This window comes from Aquabacterium sp. (assembly GCF_041909175.1).
Classification (GTDB): domain Bacteria; phylum Pseudomonadota; class Gammaproteobacteria; order Burkholderiales; family Burkholderiaceae_C; genus Aquabacterium.
Genome location: NZ_JAYRDZ010000005.1, coordinates 159,319 through 175,741, shown reverse-complemented (window position 1 = coordinate 175,741; position 16,423 = coordinate 159,319). Strand labels below are relative to the sequence as shown.

Below are 16,423 nucleotides of genomic sequence, written 5' to 3'. Positions count from 1 at the left end.
GTCCTCAGAGGCGAGGGCTGGATCGTGACACATCAGCCGGCTGCGGCAAGAGCACCGTGAGTTTCAGATCGGTGCGCTCCGCCGGGTGCAAGGTGGTCTGCAGGTAAGTGCACCGGCTGCCATCCTTCATGACAAAGGTGCGCAGCCCGCCCTCGCGCGCCAGCACATCCTGCGCGCGCCAGGCCTCGTCGAAGTCAGGACTGGCCGTCCGCAAGGCCGACACCAGCGCCTGTCCGGCCGGGTCGTCTCCCCAGGCTGCGGTATCGGCCCGGTACTCGGCCACCACACGGCGCAGGCGCTGCGGCCAGTCCTGCAGCATGGCTCGCGCATCGGGCGACACCAGCAGCCAGCGCAGCAGGTTGCGGTCCGCTGGCCCGCCCTCACCCCGCCGAGGCCCCAACCAGGAGGCAAACAGGCGGCCGGCCGCCCGGTTCCAGGCCAACGCATCCCAGTGGCGGTCCAGCACATAAGCCGGCGCCTTGATGGCATCCACGAGGGCCTGCAGGGCCGGGCGGTCCGGCGTGTCCTTCATGGCCTGCGGACTTGCCAGGTGATCGCGCGAGCGCCCACCCAGCTCGAACAGGTACGCGCGCTCGGCCTGCGTCAGGCGCAGCCCGTCGGCCAGCGCATGCAAGGTCGCCTCGGACACGGCGGTGGTACGCCCCTGCTCGATCCAGGTGTACCAGGTGGGGCTGATCTGGCACAGGGCTGCCACTTCTTCACGGCGCAGCCCTGGCGCCCGCCGCCGTGCGCCAGGGGGCAGACCGACCTCATCGGGCCGCAACCGGTCACGGCGGGTGCGCAAGAACGCGCCAAGCCGGTTTTCACAGTCGGCCTGCCCGCTGCTTGATCGTGTCGATGGCATGCATGCCCCTTTTCCTGTTGCATCAGATAATAGGATAAGCAGGCAACTTGTACCACCTTGATGCAGCACCTATCGTGAACACATTGTCACGAGGAGCCCGTCATGAACAGCCACGCCCACACCAATCTCGCCCAATACGACAGCCAGGGGGAGGCCTATTTGCACAGCGCCATCCACGCAACCGGCCCGGACCTTGCCTACGCCTGTCAACAGGTCGCAGCACAGGTGCCCCGCCCCTTGCGCGTGCTTGACGTGGGCTGCGGGGCCGGCCACCTCAGCCTCGCCATGGCCCGCTACGCCGATCAGGTCACGGCGCTGGACCCCTCAACCGGCATGCTCGACACCGTCAGGGCCGCAGCCACCCGTCAAGGCCTGGCGCAAGTCAGCACCACCTGCGCGCAGGCCGAGCACCTGCCCTTTGGGGAGGCCACCTTCGATCTGGTGTGCTCGCGCTACAGCGCCCACCACTGGCTGGACCTCGACGCCGCCCTCACCGACATGCATCGCGTGCTGCAACCAGCAGGACACATCATGCTCATCGACATCGCAGGTCATGAAAATGCCCTGGTCGACACCCATTTGCAGACCATGGAGTTGCTGCGCGACCGCTCGCATGTCCGCAACCGCAGCCTGTCGCAGTGGCGTGATGTGCTCGCACGCCACGGCTTCGAGATCCTGCACCACACGACCTGGGCCACCCGCATTGACTTCACCAGTTGGGTCAGCCGCATGCGCACTGCACCCGACCGGGTGGCCATGTTGAGAACCTTGCAGGCAGAAGCACCGCAGGAAGTGAGGCAGGCACTGCAGATCGAGCCTGACGGCTCCTTCACCTCGGAGACCGTGCTCTTCTGGGCCAGGCCTCAGGCAGGCTGCCAGGACTGAGCCAGCGCCAGAAATGCGTCTGCCGGCAAGGGGCGGGCAAAGTGGAAGCCCTGAACCTCGTCGCAGCCGAAACCCGCCAGTTGAGCTGCCACCTCGGCAGTCTCGACGCCCTCGGCAATGGTACGCAGCTTGAGTGCACGGCCCATCTGCACGATGGCCTGCACGATGGCGGCATCGTTGCCATTGGCCGCCATGTCACGCACGAAAGACTGATCGATCTTCAGGCGGTCGATGCAGAACTTCTTCAGATAGGCCAGGTTTGAATACCCCGTCCCGAAGTCATCGATGGACAGGTTCAGCCCCATGCCCTTGAGGCGGCCCAGCAAACCGAGCATGTGTTCGGTGTCTTGCGCCAGCACGGTTTCGGTCAGCTCCAGCTCCAGCCAGCGCGGGTCCAGCCCGCTATCTGCCAGGGCCTTGGCCACCACGGCTTCCAGCTTGCCTGAACGGAACTGCACCGCCGACACATTCACGGCCATCATCAAGGGCGGCAAGCCCGCGCGCTGCCAGGCCTGTGCCTGACGGCAAGCCTCCTCCAGCACCCATTGACCAAGGTCGACGATGATGCCGGTCTGCTCGGCCACCGGGATGAAGCAGTCCGGCGATATCAGCCCCTCCGTCGGGTGCTGCCAGCGCACCAGCGCCTCCGCACCAACCACCCGACGTGTGGCCAGATCGATCTGCGGCTGGTAATGCAAGGTGAACTGGTTCTCACGCAGGGCCGTGCGCAAGCCATGTGCAATGCGCAGGTGCTCCAGCCCGCCGCTGTCCAGCTCTTCCGTGAAATAACGATAGGTGTTGCGGCCACTGTCCTTGGCCTTGCGCATGGCCTTCTCGGCGCACAGTTGCAACCGGTCCAGCCCTTGCCCGTCATCCGGGAACACCGCCACACCAATTGATGAGGACAGGGTCAGGGCCCGCTCATGCAGCTGCACGGGCTCAGCCACCTGGTCCAGCAAACCCAACACGCGCGAGGTGATGGCCTCGACATCCTTGATCCCTGTGATGACGACGAGGAACTCGTCACCCCCCAGGCGGCTGACCGCATCGCCCTCAGCCAGACAACCCTGGAGGCGCTGAGCCATGACGCGCAGCAACTCATCCCCCGCCTCGTGACCTAAAGAGTCATTGAGCAGCTTGAAGTTATCGAGGTTGACGGCCAGCAGGGCCACCTTGGTCCGGTCACGCCCCGCATAGGCCTGCGCCGATTCGAGCCGGTCCTTGAGCAGCAAACGGTTGGGCAGGCCCGTCAAAGCGTCATGCGAGCTCAGGTACTGGATGGTCGCCTCGGCATTCTTCTTGTCGCTGATGTCGCTGAACAAGGCCACGAAGTGGGTGGTTCGCCCAGCCTCGTCGTTGACCGCCGAGATCGACAACCACTCCGGAAACACCTCGCCGTTCTTGCGGCGGTTCCAGATTTCGCCGTGCCAATGGCCGAAGTTCCGGATGCTGCTCCACATCGCCTTGTAGAAGGCCGGATCATGTCGTCCCGACGACAACATGCGCGGGTTGTTGCCAACCAACTCTTCCTGCGTGTAGCCAAACACCTTGGTAAAGGCACGGTTCACCAGCAGGATGCGGCCCATGGCATCGGTGACGGCAAAGCCTTCTTCCGAGCCATCCAGCACCTTCTGAAACAGGCGGCGCTGTTCCTGTGCTTTGGCCCGTTCCAGCACGATGCTGATCATCGATGAGCCAATATCCAGCAGCTTGCGGTGGAAGTCACTGGGCGAACGGTGCTCAAAGCTCGACAAGGCAAAGGTGCCAATCACCTCACCTGCGGCCGACAAGATGGGCACAGACCAGCACGCGGCCAGATTGAAATCAAAAGCCAGCTGACGCAGATCCTTCCAACGCGGATCGGTGAAGGTGTTGCTGACGTATTGCGGTGCATGCTGGTACACAGCATTCCCGCATGACCCCGCTCCCGGCCCCGGCTCCAGCCCATTGAGCCTGGCCTGGCCTTCCTTGGGAATGCTCGGCGCCGCAAACACGTTGAGGGCAGACCGCCTGGCGTCAAGCAGCATCACGGAGCACAGCGAGTTGGGCAACAACTGCTCGGCCACATGGCAAATGCGGTTGATGACATCACGGTGGTCATCACCTCGAGCCACCGACTCCAGAATCGCCTGCTGCATTTGCAGGATCTGGTTTTGCTCCTGTTCAGCCAGGGCACTGTATTCGTCGGCACGTGCCGCGCTCGAATGACCTGACTCTGTCACAGCGACCACCTTTACTACGTAGACCCGATGATACGGTGAAATCGGACATCACCGCCGTGACATCTTTGGCAGTTCAGGCTACGACAGATGTCACATTGGCAGTGATAAGCTTTTCGGACAAATCGCGCCTTTTCCTTTGGAGTTCTTTTGCACGCCCCTTCGACCGGTTCCCGTCCATCGACCGATACCGCGTGGGGTTGGGCAAGGGTGCTCCACCCCTATCGCTGGGCCATCGTGGCCCTGCTGCTGTGCCAACTCGGGCAGACCTCGGCTTCGCTCGTACTGCCCACCCTCAGCGCCGATGTCATCAACCACGGCATCGCAGCCCAGGCACCCACCGTCGTCCGCCGCCTGGGCTGGTGGATGGCCCTGGCCGCCTTGATCCAGTTGGGGCTCAATGCCGCCGCACTGTGGTTTGGCGCACGTATCGCCATGGGGGTTGGCCGTGATCTGCGCAACCAGCTCTTCGAGCAGGTGCACCGCTTCGCCATGCACGAACTGCAGACGCTGGGCGTGCCCTCGCTGATCACCCGGTGCACCAACGACGTCTTGCAACTGCAGACCATGCTGATGATGGTGCTCACCATGATCATCATCGCGCCCTTCATGGGCATCGGCGGGTTGATCATGGCCGTCCACCAGGACGTCCACCTGTCGCGCACCGTGATGCTGGCCGTGCCCGTTCTGGCGGTGCTTGTGGGGGGGCTGATGAGCCAGGCCGTGCCCTTGTTCCAGCAAATGCAGACCCGCCTTGACCGCGTCAACGGCATCTTGCGCGAACAACTCACGGGACTGCGGGTGATCCGCGCCTTCGTGCGCGACCACGCCGAGCAACAACGCTTTGCCCAGGCCAATGACGCCCTCACCGAGACGTCCCTGCGCGCAGGGCGCCTCATGGCCTTGAACATGCCGGCCGTCACCTCGGTGATGCACCTGACCGGCGTGGCCCTGATCTGGGTGGCCGCCGACCGCATCCGCGATGGACAACTGCAAGTGGGCGCCCTGGTGGCCTTCCTGTCATATCTGGCCTTGATCCTGATCTCGGTGATGATGGCTGCCATGCTGTTCGTGATGGCCCCGCGCGCCCTGATCAGCGCCCGGCGCATCAGCGAGGTGATGCACACCCCGGTGTCGATCCAGTCGCCACAGCCAGCGCTGCAACTGCCCGCCGCCCCACGGCTCGAATTGGCCTTTCATGACGTCAGCTTTGGCTACCCCGGTGCGCAAGCCATGGTGCTGGAACACATCAGCTTTCGCGTTTGCGCCGGCGAAACGCTGGGCATCATCGGGGCCACTGGCTCGGGCAAGAGCACATTGCTGAGTCTGATCCCGCGCTTCCATGACGTCACGGCAGGCGCCATCACGCTCAACGGTGTGGATGTTCGCTCGCTCGACAGTGCCGCGCTGTATCAACTCACCGGGCTGGTGCCCCAGCAAGCCTTCCTGTTTTCCGGAACGGTGGCCGACAACCTCCGCTATGGCTGCGCCGATGCAACCGATGAACAGCTCTGGCAGGCCCTCTCGCTGGCGCAGGCGCGTGATTTCATTGAAGCCATACCCGAAGGCGTGCAAGCCCCGGTCTCCCAGGGCGGCGGCAATTTTTCGGGCGGACAGCGCCAGCGCCTGACCATCGCCCGCGCCCTGGTCGCACAGCCCGCCATGCTCTTGTTCGACGACAGTTTTTCGGCACTCGACGCAGCCACCGATGCCCAGCTGCGTGCGGCACTCCGCCAGCAACTCGGCGCAGACACCCTCACCCTCATCGTGGGGCAGCGCGTGGCCAGCCTGCGCACGTGCGACCGCATCCTGGTGCTGGACAAGGGCCGCGTGATCGGCGAAGGCCCGCACCAGCACCTCTTGACCCATTGCCCGGCTTATGCCGAGATTGTGGCCAGCCAGTCTGGAACCGGAGGGGCCGCATGAGTCGCCCCGCCACACCCATGGGCATGCGTGGCCCGGGCAACATGAATGCCACCGGCGCTCGCGCTCGCGACACTGGCGCAGCTGCTCGTCGTCTCGCTCGGTTCCTTCTGGGCAGTCGCGGCCTAGTCGGGGGCAGCCTGCTGCTGACAGTGGGCAGTGTGGCCTTGACCACGCTCGGGCCTTGGCAGCTCGGCAAGGCCACCGACCTGGTCATCCACGGCATCGGTGCCCCGCTGGACAGCCAGCGCTTGCTGCACCAGTTGGGCTTCGTGGCCCTGCTGTATGTCGGCGCCGGGCTGATGAACTGGGCACAGGCCTGGGTCATCAACGGGCTGGTGCAGTCACTGAGCCGACGCCTGCGGCAGGATGCCGAAGACAAGCTGGCCCGCCTGCCCCTGGCCTGGTTCGACGGGCAGCCCCACGGCGAGGTGCTCAGCCGTGTCACCAACGACATCGACAACGTGACGCAGAGCCTGCAGCAGTTGCTCAGCCAACTGCTCATGTCGGCGCTCACCCTGGCCGGCATCATGACCATGATGCTGGTGCTCTCGCCGGCGCTGTTCGTGATCGCCATCGTGGCCCTGCTGGCCTCGGCCCGTTTCAGCGCCTGGGTCAGCCGGCACGCCAGACGCCATTTTCAGGACCAGTGGCGGCTCACCGGTGCGCTCAATGGCCAGATCGAGGAAACCTTCACCGGCCACAGCCTGGTCAAGGTCTTTGGTCACCGCGATCGCACCGTGGTCACTTTCCAGCAAGCCAACGAGGCCCTGGCCCGCAGTGCGGCGAAAGCACAGGTGATCGGCAGCATCGCCCACCCGGCCACCATGTTCATTGGCAACCTCAGCTACATGGCCGTGGTGATTGGCGGGGCGCTGCGCGTCATCGCCGGGCAACTCACCATTGGCGAGTTGCAGGCCTTCATCCAGTACATCCGTCAGATCGGCCAGCCGATGGCCCAGGTCACCAGCATGGTCACCATGGTGCAATCGGGCCTGGCATCCGCCGAGCGGGTGTTCGAGATGCTGGATGCCCCGGACATGCCTGTGGACCAGGGCAGCCCGATGGATACCCAGCAGGTGGCGGGCCACGTGCAGTTCAGGCAGGTGCGGTTTCGCTACCGACCTGAGCAGCCCTTGTTTGAAGACGTCAACCTGGAAGCGCGTCCAGGCCAGACGGTGGCCATCGTGGGCCCGACCGGCGCGGGCAAGACCACCCTGGTCAACCTGCTGATGCGCTTTTATGAAATCGATGACGGACAGATCACCCTGGACGGCACCGACATCCGACAGATCGAGCGTGAGGCCCTGCGTCGCCACTTCGGCATGGTGCTGCAAGACACCTGGCTTTTCACCGGCACGATCCGCGACAACCTGCTTTACGGCAACCCTCAGGCCAACGAGCAGACCATGCTGGAAGCCGCTCAAGCCTGCCACGTAGACGACTTCGTACGCACCTTGCCGAAGGGCTATGACACCGTGCTGGAAGAAAGTGGCGCATCGCTGTCAACCGGTCAGCGCCAACTGCTGACCATCGCGCGCGCCTTCCTGATGCGGCCCTCGGTGCTGATCCTCGACGAAGCCACCAGCTCGGTCGACACCCGCACGGAATTGCTGGTGCAGCGGGCCATGGCCAGGTTGCGCGAAGGGCGGACCAGCTTCGTCATCGCACACCGCTTGTCGACCATCGTCAATGCCGACCTGATTGCCTATATGGAACATGGCAACGTGGTCGAACAGGGCACTCACGCCGAACTGCTGTCCCGACAAGGGGCCTACTGGCGACTGCACCAGTCACAGTTCACCAGTCCCGATGAACCCTGAACGCTGCCACGGACAGCACTGTCACGAATGTGACAACTCTGCCAAACACGCTGTATATATTCATACATAACGCACAAACAGGCATGCGGACGAAGGACTTTCAGGCATTTTTCTAGCCGGCATGGCATTTGCAGATTCGCTATATATCTACATACATAGCAGTACAGCATGTCACGCCGCCGCTCAGCATCCCAAGCCGTCCCCTTGATCCTGGCGCTGTCGACCGCGCCCCATGTCCAGGCCGCAGATGGCGACAGCACACCAGCTGCCTCCGCTGCCCTGCCAACCATTGAAGTGCCAGCCGGCACCCAGCCCAAGCCGCCAGCCCGGCTGGCCACCGGTCGACCCGGCACCGTCTACGAGGTGGACGAAGACGGCATGGCGCTCTATGGCTCTGCCGGGGGAACGCAGCCTTACTCCATGGTCTCGGGCTTGCCTGGCGTCAAGGCCGCCTCGCTGGACCCCTATGGCATGACCAGCCGCATCGGCGGCAACAAGGGCATGCGGGTACGCGGGGTCGCCGCCTGGCACGGCGCCAATGGCACCGTCGATGGCCTGACGCTGTCCAACGTCAACCCCGGCCCGGGCTACCTGCACCTGTTCGATGAAGAAGCGCTGGGCGGGGTGTCGCTCGCCCAGGGGCCCATTGCCCCTGATCGCCCCGGCATCTTCAATTCAGCGGGCTCGCTCGACAGCGAGATCCTGTGGCCCAAAGCCCAGATGGGCGGGCAGATATCGGCCAGCGGCGGTGAGTACAACTTCCACCGCTATGCCCTGCGCGCCGACACCGGCAGCATGGGCGAGCACGACACCCGACTGGCCTTTGTCGGGTCCACTGCCGAATCGGACCTCTGGCGCGGGCCGGGCAAGTCCAAGCGGGACAACATGCTGCTGGCCATGAGCCAGCAAATCGGCGCGCTCGACTGGCGCGTGCTGGGTGTGCAAAGCCGACTCAACCAAAACAACTACCGGGCCCTGACGGCGGCACAAGCCAAGGACCTGAAGCACTACAACAACCTGGGGTACGACGCCACCCCCACCAGCGGCAGCTACCAGAACTACTACGACTACAACCGCCAGGCCTTCACCGACTACGCCTTCATCGCCGAAGCCGACTACCACTTCTCTGCAGACACGGTGCTGGGCGTCAAGGCCTTCCAGTTCAATGAATCAGGCAGCTCATTCGACGGCACCGCGACGAACCGCGTCCGCCAGTGGCTGATCGATCATGACAGCCGCGGCCTCTCGGCCGACCTCAGCACCAAGCTCGGTGAGGTCGGTCTGAAGACGGGTTATGCGCTGACATCGCTCGAACCGCCCGGCCCCCCCACCGCACAGCGCATGTACACGGCGACCGCCTCCGGCCTGGTGTGGACCAACGCCACCTCGAGCAGCACCAACCAGGGCTGGACCACGCTGAGCGAAGTCACCCACCGCCATGACATCCAGACGCTCTACGGTATGGCCGACCGCCAATGGAGCCAACTCAAGGTCACCGCCGGTGTGCGCTACTTCATCGAACGCTTCCCCAGCCTCACCGAATACCAGAAAGCGGGTGTCGGCGAGCTGTCGACCGACGACGCCATCGATGCCTCCAGCGGCGTGCGTGTCTCGGTCGAAGGCCAGACCGTGCGCAAGTGGCTGCCGTGGATGGAGTTGCGCTATGCCTTCACCCAGGAGGTGGAAGGCCGTGTCGCGGTGGGCCGCAATGTGGGCACCCCGTCGTTCGACCTGTGGAACAGCAACATCAAGAGCCTGGCATCGAGCCAGCAAGCCCGTGCCCAGGCCCTGTGGAACACCCTCAAGCCGGAAACCGATGACGCCATCGATCTGGGCCTGACCTTCAACTTCCCCAACGGTTACCTGGCACCGACGCTCTATTACGCAGCCATCCACGACAAGTCGGTCACGGTCTATGACGAAACACTGGGCCTGAGCTACGGACAGAACATCGCCGACGGCCACCTGGCGGGGGCCGAACTGGCCTGGTCCTGGTCTCCGCTGAATACGGTATCGCTGTTCGGTGCGGCCTCCTACAGCCAGGCCGTGTTCGACGACGATCTGCGCACGGCAGCTTCCACCACGCTGGCCGTCAAGGGCAAGCAGTTCCCTGACACCCCACGCTGGATGGCCAATGTGGGCGCGCAATGGCAGAGCCAGGGCTGGCAGGCTGGTGGTGTGCTGCGCTACCTGGGTGGCCGCTACGACGATTCCGTGCACACCAACCACTTCGGCGGCTACACCCTGCTCGACCTCAAAGCCGGTCACCAATGGCAACTGGGCCGCACCACCGTGAAGGCCGAAGTGAGCGTGCTCAATGCGCTGGACAAGCGCTACATCGCGGTCATCGACGTGGGCGACGTGCAAAGTGGCACCATCGGCTACTACCCTGGCGCGCCGCGCACCGCACTGGCCACACTGACCATCCAGTACTGAGCGGGGACACCATGTGGCATGCCACTTGCCGAGCCTTGCTGGTCCTCGCCCTGTGTTGTGCGACCGTCGTGCGGGCTGATCAGACCGTGCGCGTGGCCATCGTCGGCGGGCCTGTGCTGGCTGGCGTCTGGCCGCGCCTGGTCGAACGCGCACAACAGGCCACTCACCTGCACATCAGCACGGTGATGGCCGCGCCCAAAGACGGCGTGGTGCCGGCTTTCGCCCGCGGTGACGCCGATCTGCTGCTGATCCATGGCAGCGACGAGGCCTTCTTCCTGGCGGGCCATGGTCTGTCTGGGCCGCTGCGCCCCTGGGCCCTCAACGGCTTTGCCATCGTCGGCCCCCATGACGACCCGGCTGGTGTGCGACAGGCCACAGACGGCACCGATGCGATGCGCCGCATTGCCGCAGCCGATGCGCCGCTGCTGGCCTTCCGCGACCCCGGCAGCTTCACGATTGCCCAACGCTTGTGGAAGCGTGCCGGCATCCGACCGGGCGCGCGCCAACAGTGGCCCGATGAGTCAGCAAAACCGCAACAGGTGCTGGTGACCGCCGCGCAGCAAGGCGCCTATGCCATCGTGGGCTACATCCCCGTGCGCTTTGGCCGCATTCCGGATGCGGGCCTGGACGTGCTGCTGCATGGTGACCCACTCATGCAGCGCATGTACGTGATCCTCGAGCCCGGACCACGCCACCCGGCCAGCCGCGTGCAGCGGCAGCGGGCGGCCCGTCTGGCGCAGTACCTCGTCAGTGCTGCAGGCCAGGCCGCGCTGGTACAGGCCGATCAGGACGCGGGCGGCCCCTGGTTGCAGCCCTTGAGTCAAACCCCCGACCTTTACCCCTCCGGAGAATGAGCATGCCGCGTCTGCTGCTGTCTGCACTGTGTCTTGCATGGAGCCTCCTGTCCGTGGCCCACGCCCGTGTCGTCACCGACATGGCTGGCCGACAGGTCGAGATCCCGGAGCGCATCGAGCGCGTCTGGGGCTCTGCCCCACCCTTGAGCGTGCTGCTGACCATGGTGGCACCCCAGACCGTCGTCGGCTGGAACCTGGCATTCGAGCCCCAGGCTGGCCGTTATCTGCCGCCCGGTCTCACACAGAAGCCCGTGCTGGGCGGTGTGTATGGCATGGGCCGCACAGCCGATGCCGAAACGGTGCTGGCTGCCCGCCCTCAGGTGGTGCTGGCCTGGCAAAGTCCACTGGTTGACCCCGCCATGGTCGAGCACTTCTTCGCCCGGCTGCGCATACCGGTGTTGTTCGTCAAGCTCGACACCCTGGCAGACTGGCCCGCCGCCATGCGCTTCACGGCCCGCGCCCTGGGCATAGATACCGCCCAGGCCAGCAGACAGGCTGCCTATATCGAGCAGGCTCTGGCCCGCACCCTCGCCAAGACGGCCCGCCTGAGCGACAAGGACAAGGTGCGGGTGTACTACGCAGAGGGACCCGCAGGGCTGAACACCGACTGCCACCGGTCCTTCCACACCGAGGCCATCGAGCTGGCAGGCGGCTACAACATCTACCGCTGCGAACCCAGCACCCACATGGGCATGGAAGCCATCAGCCTGGAACAGGTCATCGCGGCCAACCCGCAGGTCATCGTCGCGCAAGACCCCCAGTTCGCGGCCACCGTGCTGAAAGACCCGCGCTGGCAGCAGATCGAAGCGGTTCAGAAAGGCCGCGTCTATGCGGTACCGCACTGGCCGATGAACTGGCTGGACCGCCCGCCCTCTGCCATGCGTGCACTGGGCATCCAGTGGCTGTCACAGGTCTTCTATCCGCAGGCGGCCCCCACCATCGATCTGCCCGCCGAAACACGCCGTTTCTATCAACTCTTCCTGCATGTCGACCTGGACCAGGCTGCCTTGCAGGCACTCATGCCCCACCCCTGAAACCCACGCCAACCGGAGGTCACCATGTGCCAAGCCCAAGCCAATGCAGCCTGTTCCCACCAGCGCGCCGACGCCCCCGTCCCCGAGGGCGAGCCCGTGGTGCACTGTCTCAAGGAAGCCCTGCAGGTCAGCGAGCAGCGCCGCTGGGTGCATGGCGGTCACGACATGGACTTCCCGCCCGTGCCGTTTCCCAGCAACCGCGTCATCCTGATCACGGGCGAGCCCCTGCTGCGGTCCGTGGTTCGAGAGCACCACGAACGCCTGCGCCGCTTGCCTGATATCGGCGACCTCTTCCCTCGCGACAACGCCACCTTCGACAAGGTGGTCGAACGGATTGCCGATTTCGTGGTCGAAGCCTGCGGCGGTCCCAGCCGCTACACCGAAGCGCAAGGCCACACCTGCATGCGCACCCGCCACTTCCCTTTCACGATCGATGAGTCCGCGCGCGAGTCATGGCTGAAGGCCCTGTGGTCCACCCTGGAAGACCTGAACTTCCCCGCTGAAGTGCGCGAGGAATACTGGGCCTGGCTTGAGGCCATGTCCATCCGCATGATCAACCGCCGCACCACCAAGGAGCAGCCCCGGCGCTATCCCTACAGTGCCATGCACATCCGGGCTGCGGCGTGAGCGCCAGCCGCCCCCTGCCCCTGCAAGCTGGTCTGGCGGGCTGCAGCACATGGTCGCCATGGCTGTGGTCCGTCTGGCTGGCAAGCCTGGTGTGCGCCGCCATGGTGCTGGCTCTGGGGCTGGGCCGCTACCCCGTCGCGGTCAGCGACATCCTGCGTTTCCTGGCAAGCAGTGTCGGGCTGGCCGACATGCCGGCAGACCAGTACGCGCTGCTGCACAACCTGCTGGTGCAGATCCGTCTGCCACGCGTGCTGGCAGCCGCCCTGGTCGGGGCCGCGCTGTCCGCATCCGGCGCCACATTCCAGGCCGTGTTCCGCAACCCACTGGTGTCCCCCGGCCTGCTGGGCGTGCTCGCAGGTTCGGCCTTTGGCGCCGCCCTGGGCATCTTGCTGGCCCTGCCGTGGTGGCTGGTACAGACGATGGCTTTTGGCATGGGCATTGCCGCGGTGCTCATGGCCCTGGGCATTGCCGGCACCTTCCGGCAAGGGGGGCTGGTGCTGCTCGTCCTCGGCGGCATCCTGGCTTCAGCCCTGTTTTCTTCGCTGCTGGCCTGCGTGAAGTACGTGGCCGACCCCTACAACCAGCTGCCCGCCATCGTGTACTGGCTGATGGGCAGCCTGGCGGTGGCCGACCTCCAGCAGTTGCGCTGGGTGGCGTGGCCCATGCTGGTGTCGACGCTCATGATGTGCCTGTTCGGCAAGGCGCTGGATGCCCTGACCATGGGCGACGAGGAAGCGCACACTCTGGGCATACCGGTTCGCCCATTGCGCTACACCCTCATCGCGGCCGCCACCCTGGCCTCGGCTCTCACCGTCTCGCTGGCCGGCATGATCGGCTGGGTCGGCCTGATCGTGCCGCACATGGCGCGCCTGCTGGCAGGCCCGGGCAATGCCCGCCTGCTGCCACTGTGCGTGGCCCTGGGTGCCCTGTTTCTGCTTGGGGCCGATGCGCTGTCGCGCACACTGGCCACCACCGAAGTGCCGATCGGCATCGTCACCGAGTTGCTGGGCATCCCGGTTTTCATCCTGATTCTGAGCCGGGCCCGACGCGCCTGGGTCTGACCATGCTGCATGCCCACCAGCTGCATTTCCGCTACGGCGGCCGCTCCGTTCTGAAGGGGGTCAGCTTCCACCTCGCAGCGGGTGAAGTGGTATCGCTGCTCGGAGCCAATGGTGCGGGCAAGAGCACCTTGCTGCGCCTGTTGCTGGGGCTCATCCGCCCGGACCAAGGCCAAGTCACGCTCGACGGCACCCCCATTGGCAGCATCGGCCGACGACAACTGGCCCAGGCACTGGCCTATGTACCCCAGGCTCATCAGGCACCCTTCCCTTACACTGTGCAAGAGGTGGTGACGCTGGGGCGACTGGCGCACCGTGGGTTGCTGCAGGCCAGCCAATGGGCAGACCGACAAGCCGTGCAAGCCGCACTGCAGCGCCTGGGCATCGTGCACCTGGCCCAGCGGCCTTACACCGACATCTCGGGGGGCGAACGGCAACTGGCCCTGATCGCCCGGGCGCTCGCACAAGGCGCCCGCATCCTGGTCATGGACGAACCGGTGTCCGGATTGGACTACGGCCACCAGATGCGCCTGCTGAGCCTGCTCCGGGAACTGGCCCGGGAGGGCTACGCCATCATCAAGAGCACCCACCACCCCGAGCACGCCCTGCTGGGCTCAACGCGGGTGATCGTACTGCAGGAAGGTCAGATTCGCCGGGATGACACGCCAGAGCGGGTGCTCACCAATGAGCTGCTCACCTCCCTCTATGGGGTTGGGGCCGATGTGGTGATCCTGCCTGATGGCCGCACCGCCCTGGTCCATCAGCACAGCGCCCCCGACGCCTGATCGCCACACCCCTCTGATTCTTGAACTGCTTCAAGGACAGGGGAACTCTCCAGTTTGACCATACCCAGGCATTCGACAAGGGTATCCCGCCGCCCTTGGCGCGTGTCTCGCCGAGACATTTCAGAACGGCTGGTCGGGAGCCCACTGTCCCTGGCTCCCATCAAAAATGGAGATACCACATGAGCACTCCGCGCATGGCCAGACTGGCCGCTGCCTTGCTGGCAGCCCTGGCATTGGGCGCACAGGCTGAAGACAAAAAAGCCTTTTCGCCAGACATGAAGTACCAGGAGGGAGGTACATCCCCCCTCATCAACGAGCCGATGTATCAGAGCACCAATCCCAAGGCGCCTCCGATGACACAGGCCGAATTTGACAAGGCACGCAACATCTACTTCCAACGCTGCGCCGGCTGTCACGGCGTGCTGCGCAAAGGTGCCACGGGCAAGCCACTGACCCCTGACATCACCCTGACCAAGGGCACCGATTACCTGAAGGTCTTCATCGCCTACGGCTCGCCAGCCGGCATGCCGAACTGGCAGACCTCGGGCGAACTGTCCGAGCAGGAAGTCGACCTGATGGCGCGCTACATCCAGCAGGATCCTCCGCAGCCGCCCGAATTCGGCATGGATCAGATGAAGGCCACCTGGAAGGTCATCATCCCGCCCGAAAAGCGGCCGACCAAGAAGATGAACAACTACAACATTGCCAACATCTTCTCGACCACGCTGCGTGATGCCGGTGAAGTGGCGCTGATCGACGGCGACACCAAGAAGATCATCAACATCGTCAAGACCGGCTACGCCGTGCACATCTCGCGCACGTCGGCATCGGGTCGCTATCTCTATGTGATCGGGCGTGACGCCAAGATCAACATGATCGACCTGTGGATGGAAAAGCCTGACAACGTGGCCGAAATCCGCGTCGGTCTGGAAGCCCGCTCGGTGGACACATCCAAGTACAAGGGCTACGAAGACAAGCTTGCCATTGCCGGCAGCTACTGGCCGCCTCAGTACACCATCATGAAGGGTGACACCCTCGAGCCCCTGAAGATCGTGTCGACCCGCGGCATGACAGTGGACAAGCAGGAATACCACCCCGAGCCCCGCGTGGCCTCGATCGTGGCCTCGCACTTCAAGCCTGAGTTCGTGGTGAACGTGAAGGAAACCGGCAAGACCCTGCTGGTTGACTACTCCGACATCAACGCACTGAAGACCACTGAAATCGGTACCGCCCGCTTCCTGCACGACGGTGGCCTGGACTCGACTCACCGCTACTTCATGGTTGCTGCCAACCAATCCAACAAGATTGCAGCGGTTGACCTGAAGGAAGGCAAGCTCGCAGCCCTGATCGACGTGGGCAAGATCCCTCACCCAGGTCGGGGTGCCAACTTCGTTCACCCGAAGTACGGCCCGGTCTGGGCAACGGGCCACCTGGGTGACGACAGCATTGCCCTGATCGGTACCGATCCGGTCAAGCACAAGCAGTACGCCTGGAAGATGGTGGACACCCTCAAGAGCCAGGGTGGTGGGTCGCTCTTCATCAAGAGCCATCCGAAGTCGAACCACCTGTATGTCGACAACCCGCTGAACCCGGATCCGAACGTATCGCACAGCGTGGCCGTCTATGACATCAAGCACCTCGACAAGGGCTTCACGGTGCTGCCAATCGCCGAGTGGACCGGCATCAAGGACGGTGGCGCCATGCGTGTGGTCCAGCCTGAATACAACAAGGCGGGCGATGAAGTCTGGTTTGCCGTGTGGTCGGCCAAGGACAAGCAATCGGCCGTGGTCGTGGTGGATGACAAGACGCTGAAGCTCAAGACCGTGATCAAGGACCCCAACCTGATCACCCCGACCGGTCACTTCAACGTGAACAACACCCAGCACGACATCTACTGATCAAGGCAAAGGAGTC

12 protein-coding genes are annotated in these 16,423 nt (G+C 64.4%); 10 read left to right on the top strand and 2 right to left on the bottom strand.

Translation table 11 applies throughout. The features are described from left to right. Positions 1-4: 4 nt before the first annotated feature. The gene (locus ACE3PH_RS09210; protein ID WP_374318135.1) at positions 5-865 is read right to left on the bottom strand and encodes a helix-turn-helix transcriptional regulator; all 861 of its coding nucleotides are present in this window, start codon (positions 863-865) and stop codon (positions 5-7) included. 102 nt (positions 866-967) lie between these two features. Between ACE3PH_RS09210 and ACE3PH_RS09205 the strand changes: the two genes are divergently transcribed. Then, the gene (locus ACE3PH_RS09205; protein ID WP_374318133.1) at positions 968-1,750 is read left to right on the top strand and encodes a class I SAM-dependent methyltransferase; all 783 of its coding nucleotides are present in this window, start codon (positions 968-970) and stop codon (positions 1,748-1,750) included. Here ACE3PH_RS09205 and ACE3PH_RS09200 read toward each other — a convergent pair. Beyond that, positions 1,729-3,972, bottom strand: coding sequence for an EAL domain-containing protein (locus tag ACE3PH_RS09200; RefSeq protein WP_374318131.1), 2,244 nt, complete (start codon positions 3,970-3,972; stop codon positions 1,729-1,731). The two genes, ACE3PH_RS09205 and ACE3PH_RS09200, sit on opposite strands and share 22 nt — an antisense overlap. Before the next feature lie 147 nt (positions 3,973-4,119). Between ACE3PH_RS09200 and ACE3PH_RS09195 the strand changes: the two genes are divergently transcribed. The 9 genes from ACE3PH_RS09195 (at position 4,120) to ACE3PH_RS09155 (ending at position 16,407) form a co-directional block, all read left to right on the top strand. Beyond that, positions 4,120-5,895 carry an ABC transporter ATP-binding protein gene (locus ACE3PH_RS09195; protein ID WP_374318129.1) on the top strand — a complete coding sequence of 592 codons (1,776 nt, stop codon included), beginning with the start codon at positions 4,120-4,122 and terminating at the stop codon, positions 5,893-5,895. Beyond that, a complete protein-coding gene (locus tag ACE3PH_RS09190) occupies positions 5,892-7,715 on the top strand; it encodes an ABC transporter ATP-binding protein (protein ID WP_374318127.1) in 1,824 nt (607 codons plus the stop codon). The genes ACE3PH_RS09195 and ACE3PH_RS09190 overlap by 4 nt, the downstream gene beginning before the upstream one ends. Positions 7,716-7,883: 168 nt before the next feature. Beyond that, a complete protein-coding gene (locus ACE3PH_RS09185; protein ID WP_374318125.1) occupies positions 7,884-10,151 on the top strand; it encodes a TonB-dependent receptor in 2,268 nt (755 codons plus the stop codon). A gap of 11 nt (positions 10,152-10,162) precedes the next feature. Continuing rightward, positions 10,163-11,005, top strand: coding sequence for a substrate-binding domain-containing protein (locus tag ACE3PH_RS09180; protein WP_374318123.1), 843 nt, complete (start codon positions 10,163-10,165; stop codon positions 11,003-11,005). Positions 11,006-11,007: 2 nt separating this feature from the next. Further along, positions 11,008-12,039, top strand: coding sequence for an ABC transporter substrate-binding protein (locus ACE3PH_RS09175; RefSeq protein WP_374318121.1), 1,032 nt, complete (start codon positions 11,008-11,010; stop codon positions 12,037-12,039). Between the two features lie 24 nt (positions 12,040-12,063). Further along, positions 12,064-12,666, top strand: a complete 603-nt coding sequence (locus ACE3PH_RS09170; RefSeq protein ID WP_374318119.1) for a hypothetical protein — start codon at positions 12,064-12,066, stop codon at positions 12,664-12,666. Continuing rightward, positions 12,663-13,727 carry a FecCD family ABC transporter permease gene (locus ACE3PH_RS09165; RefSeq protein WP_374318117.1) on the top strand — a complete coding sequence of 355 codons (1,065 nt, stop codon included), beginning with the start codon at positions 12,663-12,665 and terminating at the stop codon, positions 13,725-13,727. The genes ACE3PH_RS09170 and ACE3PH_RS09165 overlap by 4 nt, the downstream gene beginning before the upstream one ends. A gap of 2 nt (positions 13,728-13,729) precedes the next feature. Then, positions 13,730-14,509: an ABC transporter ATP-binding protein gene (locus ACE3PH_RS09160; RefSeq protein WP_374318115.1), complete on the top strand. Its 780-nt coding sequence runs from the start codon at positions 13,730-13,732 to the stop codon at positions 14,507-14,509. Between the two features lie 179 nt (positions 14,510-14,688). Beyond that, positions 14,689-16,407 (top strand): cytochrome D1 domain-containing protein, encoded by a 1,719-nt coding sequence (locus ACE3PH_RS09155; RefSeq protein WP_374318113.1) that lies wholly within the window; start codon positions 14,689-14,691, stop codon positions 16,405-16,407. The last annotated feature ends 16 nt before the right edge of the window (positions 16,408-16,423 follow it).

What these genes read in the sequence shown, in the direction of transcription:
- ACE3PH_RS09210 (WP_374318135.1), bottom strand. Translation starts at nt 865, where the DNA reads ATGCCATCGACACGATCAAGCAGCGGGCAGGCCGACTGTGAAAACCGG.
- ACE3PH_RS09205 (WP_374318133.1), top strand. Translation starts at nt 968, where the DNA reads ATGAACAGCCACGCCCACACCAATCTCGCCCAATACGACAGCCAGGGG.
- ACE3PH_RS09190 (WP_374318127.1), top strand. Translation starts at nt 5,892, where the DNA reads ATGAGTCGCCCCGCCACACCCATGGGCATGCGTGGCCCGGGCAACATG.
- ACE3PH_RS09185 (WP_374318125.1), top strand. Translation starts at nt 7,884, where the DNA reads ATGTCACGCCGCCGCTCAGCATCCCAAGCCGTCCCCTTGATCCTGGCG.
- ACE3PH_RS09180 (WP_374318123.1), top strand. Translation starts at nt 10,163, where the DNA reads ATGTGGCATGCCACTTGCCGAGCCTTGCTGGTCCTCGCCCTGTGTTGT.
- ACE3PH_RS09175 (WP_374318121.1), top strand. Translation starts at nt 11,008, where the DNA reads ATGCCGCGTCTGCTGCTGTCTGCACTGTGTCTTGCATGGAGCCTCCTG.
- ACE3PH_RS09170 (WP_374318119.1), top strand. Translation starts at nt 12,064, where the DNA reads ATGTGCCAAGCCCAAGCCAATGCAGCCTGTTCCCACCAGCGCGCCGAC.
- ACE3PH_RS09160 (WP_374318115.1), top strand. Translation starts at nt 13,730, where the DNA reads ATGCTGCATGCCCACCAGCTGCATTTCCGCTACGGCGGCCGCTCCGTT.
- ACE3PH_RS09155 (WP_374318113.1), top strand. Translation starts at nt 14,689, where the DNA reads ATGAGCACTCCGCGCATGGCCAGACTGGCCGCTGCCTTGCTGGCAGCC.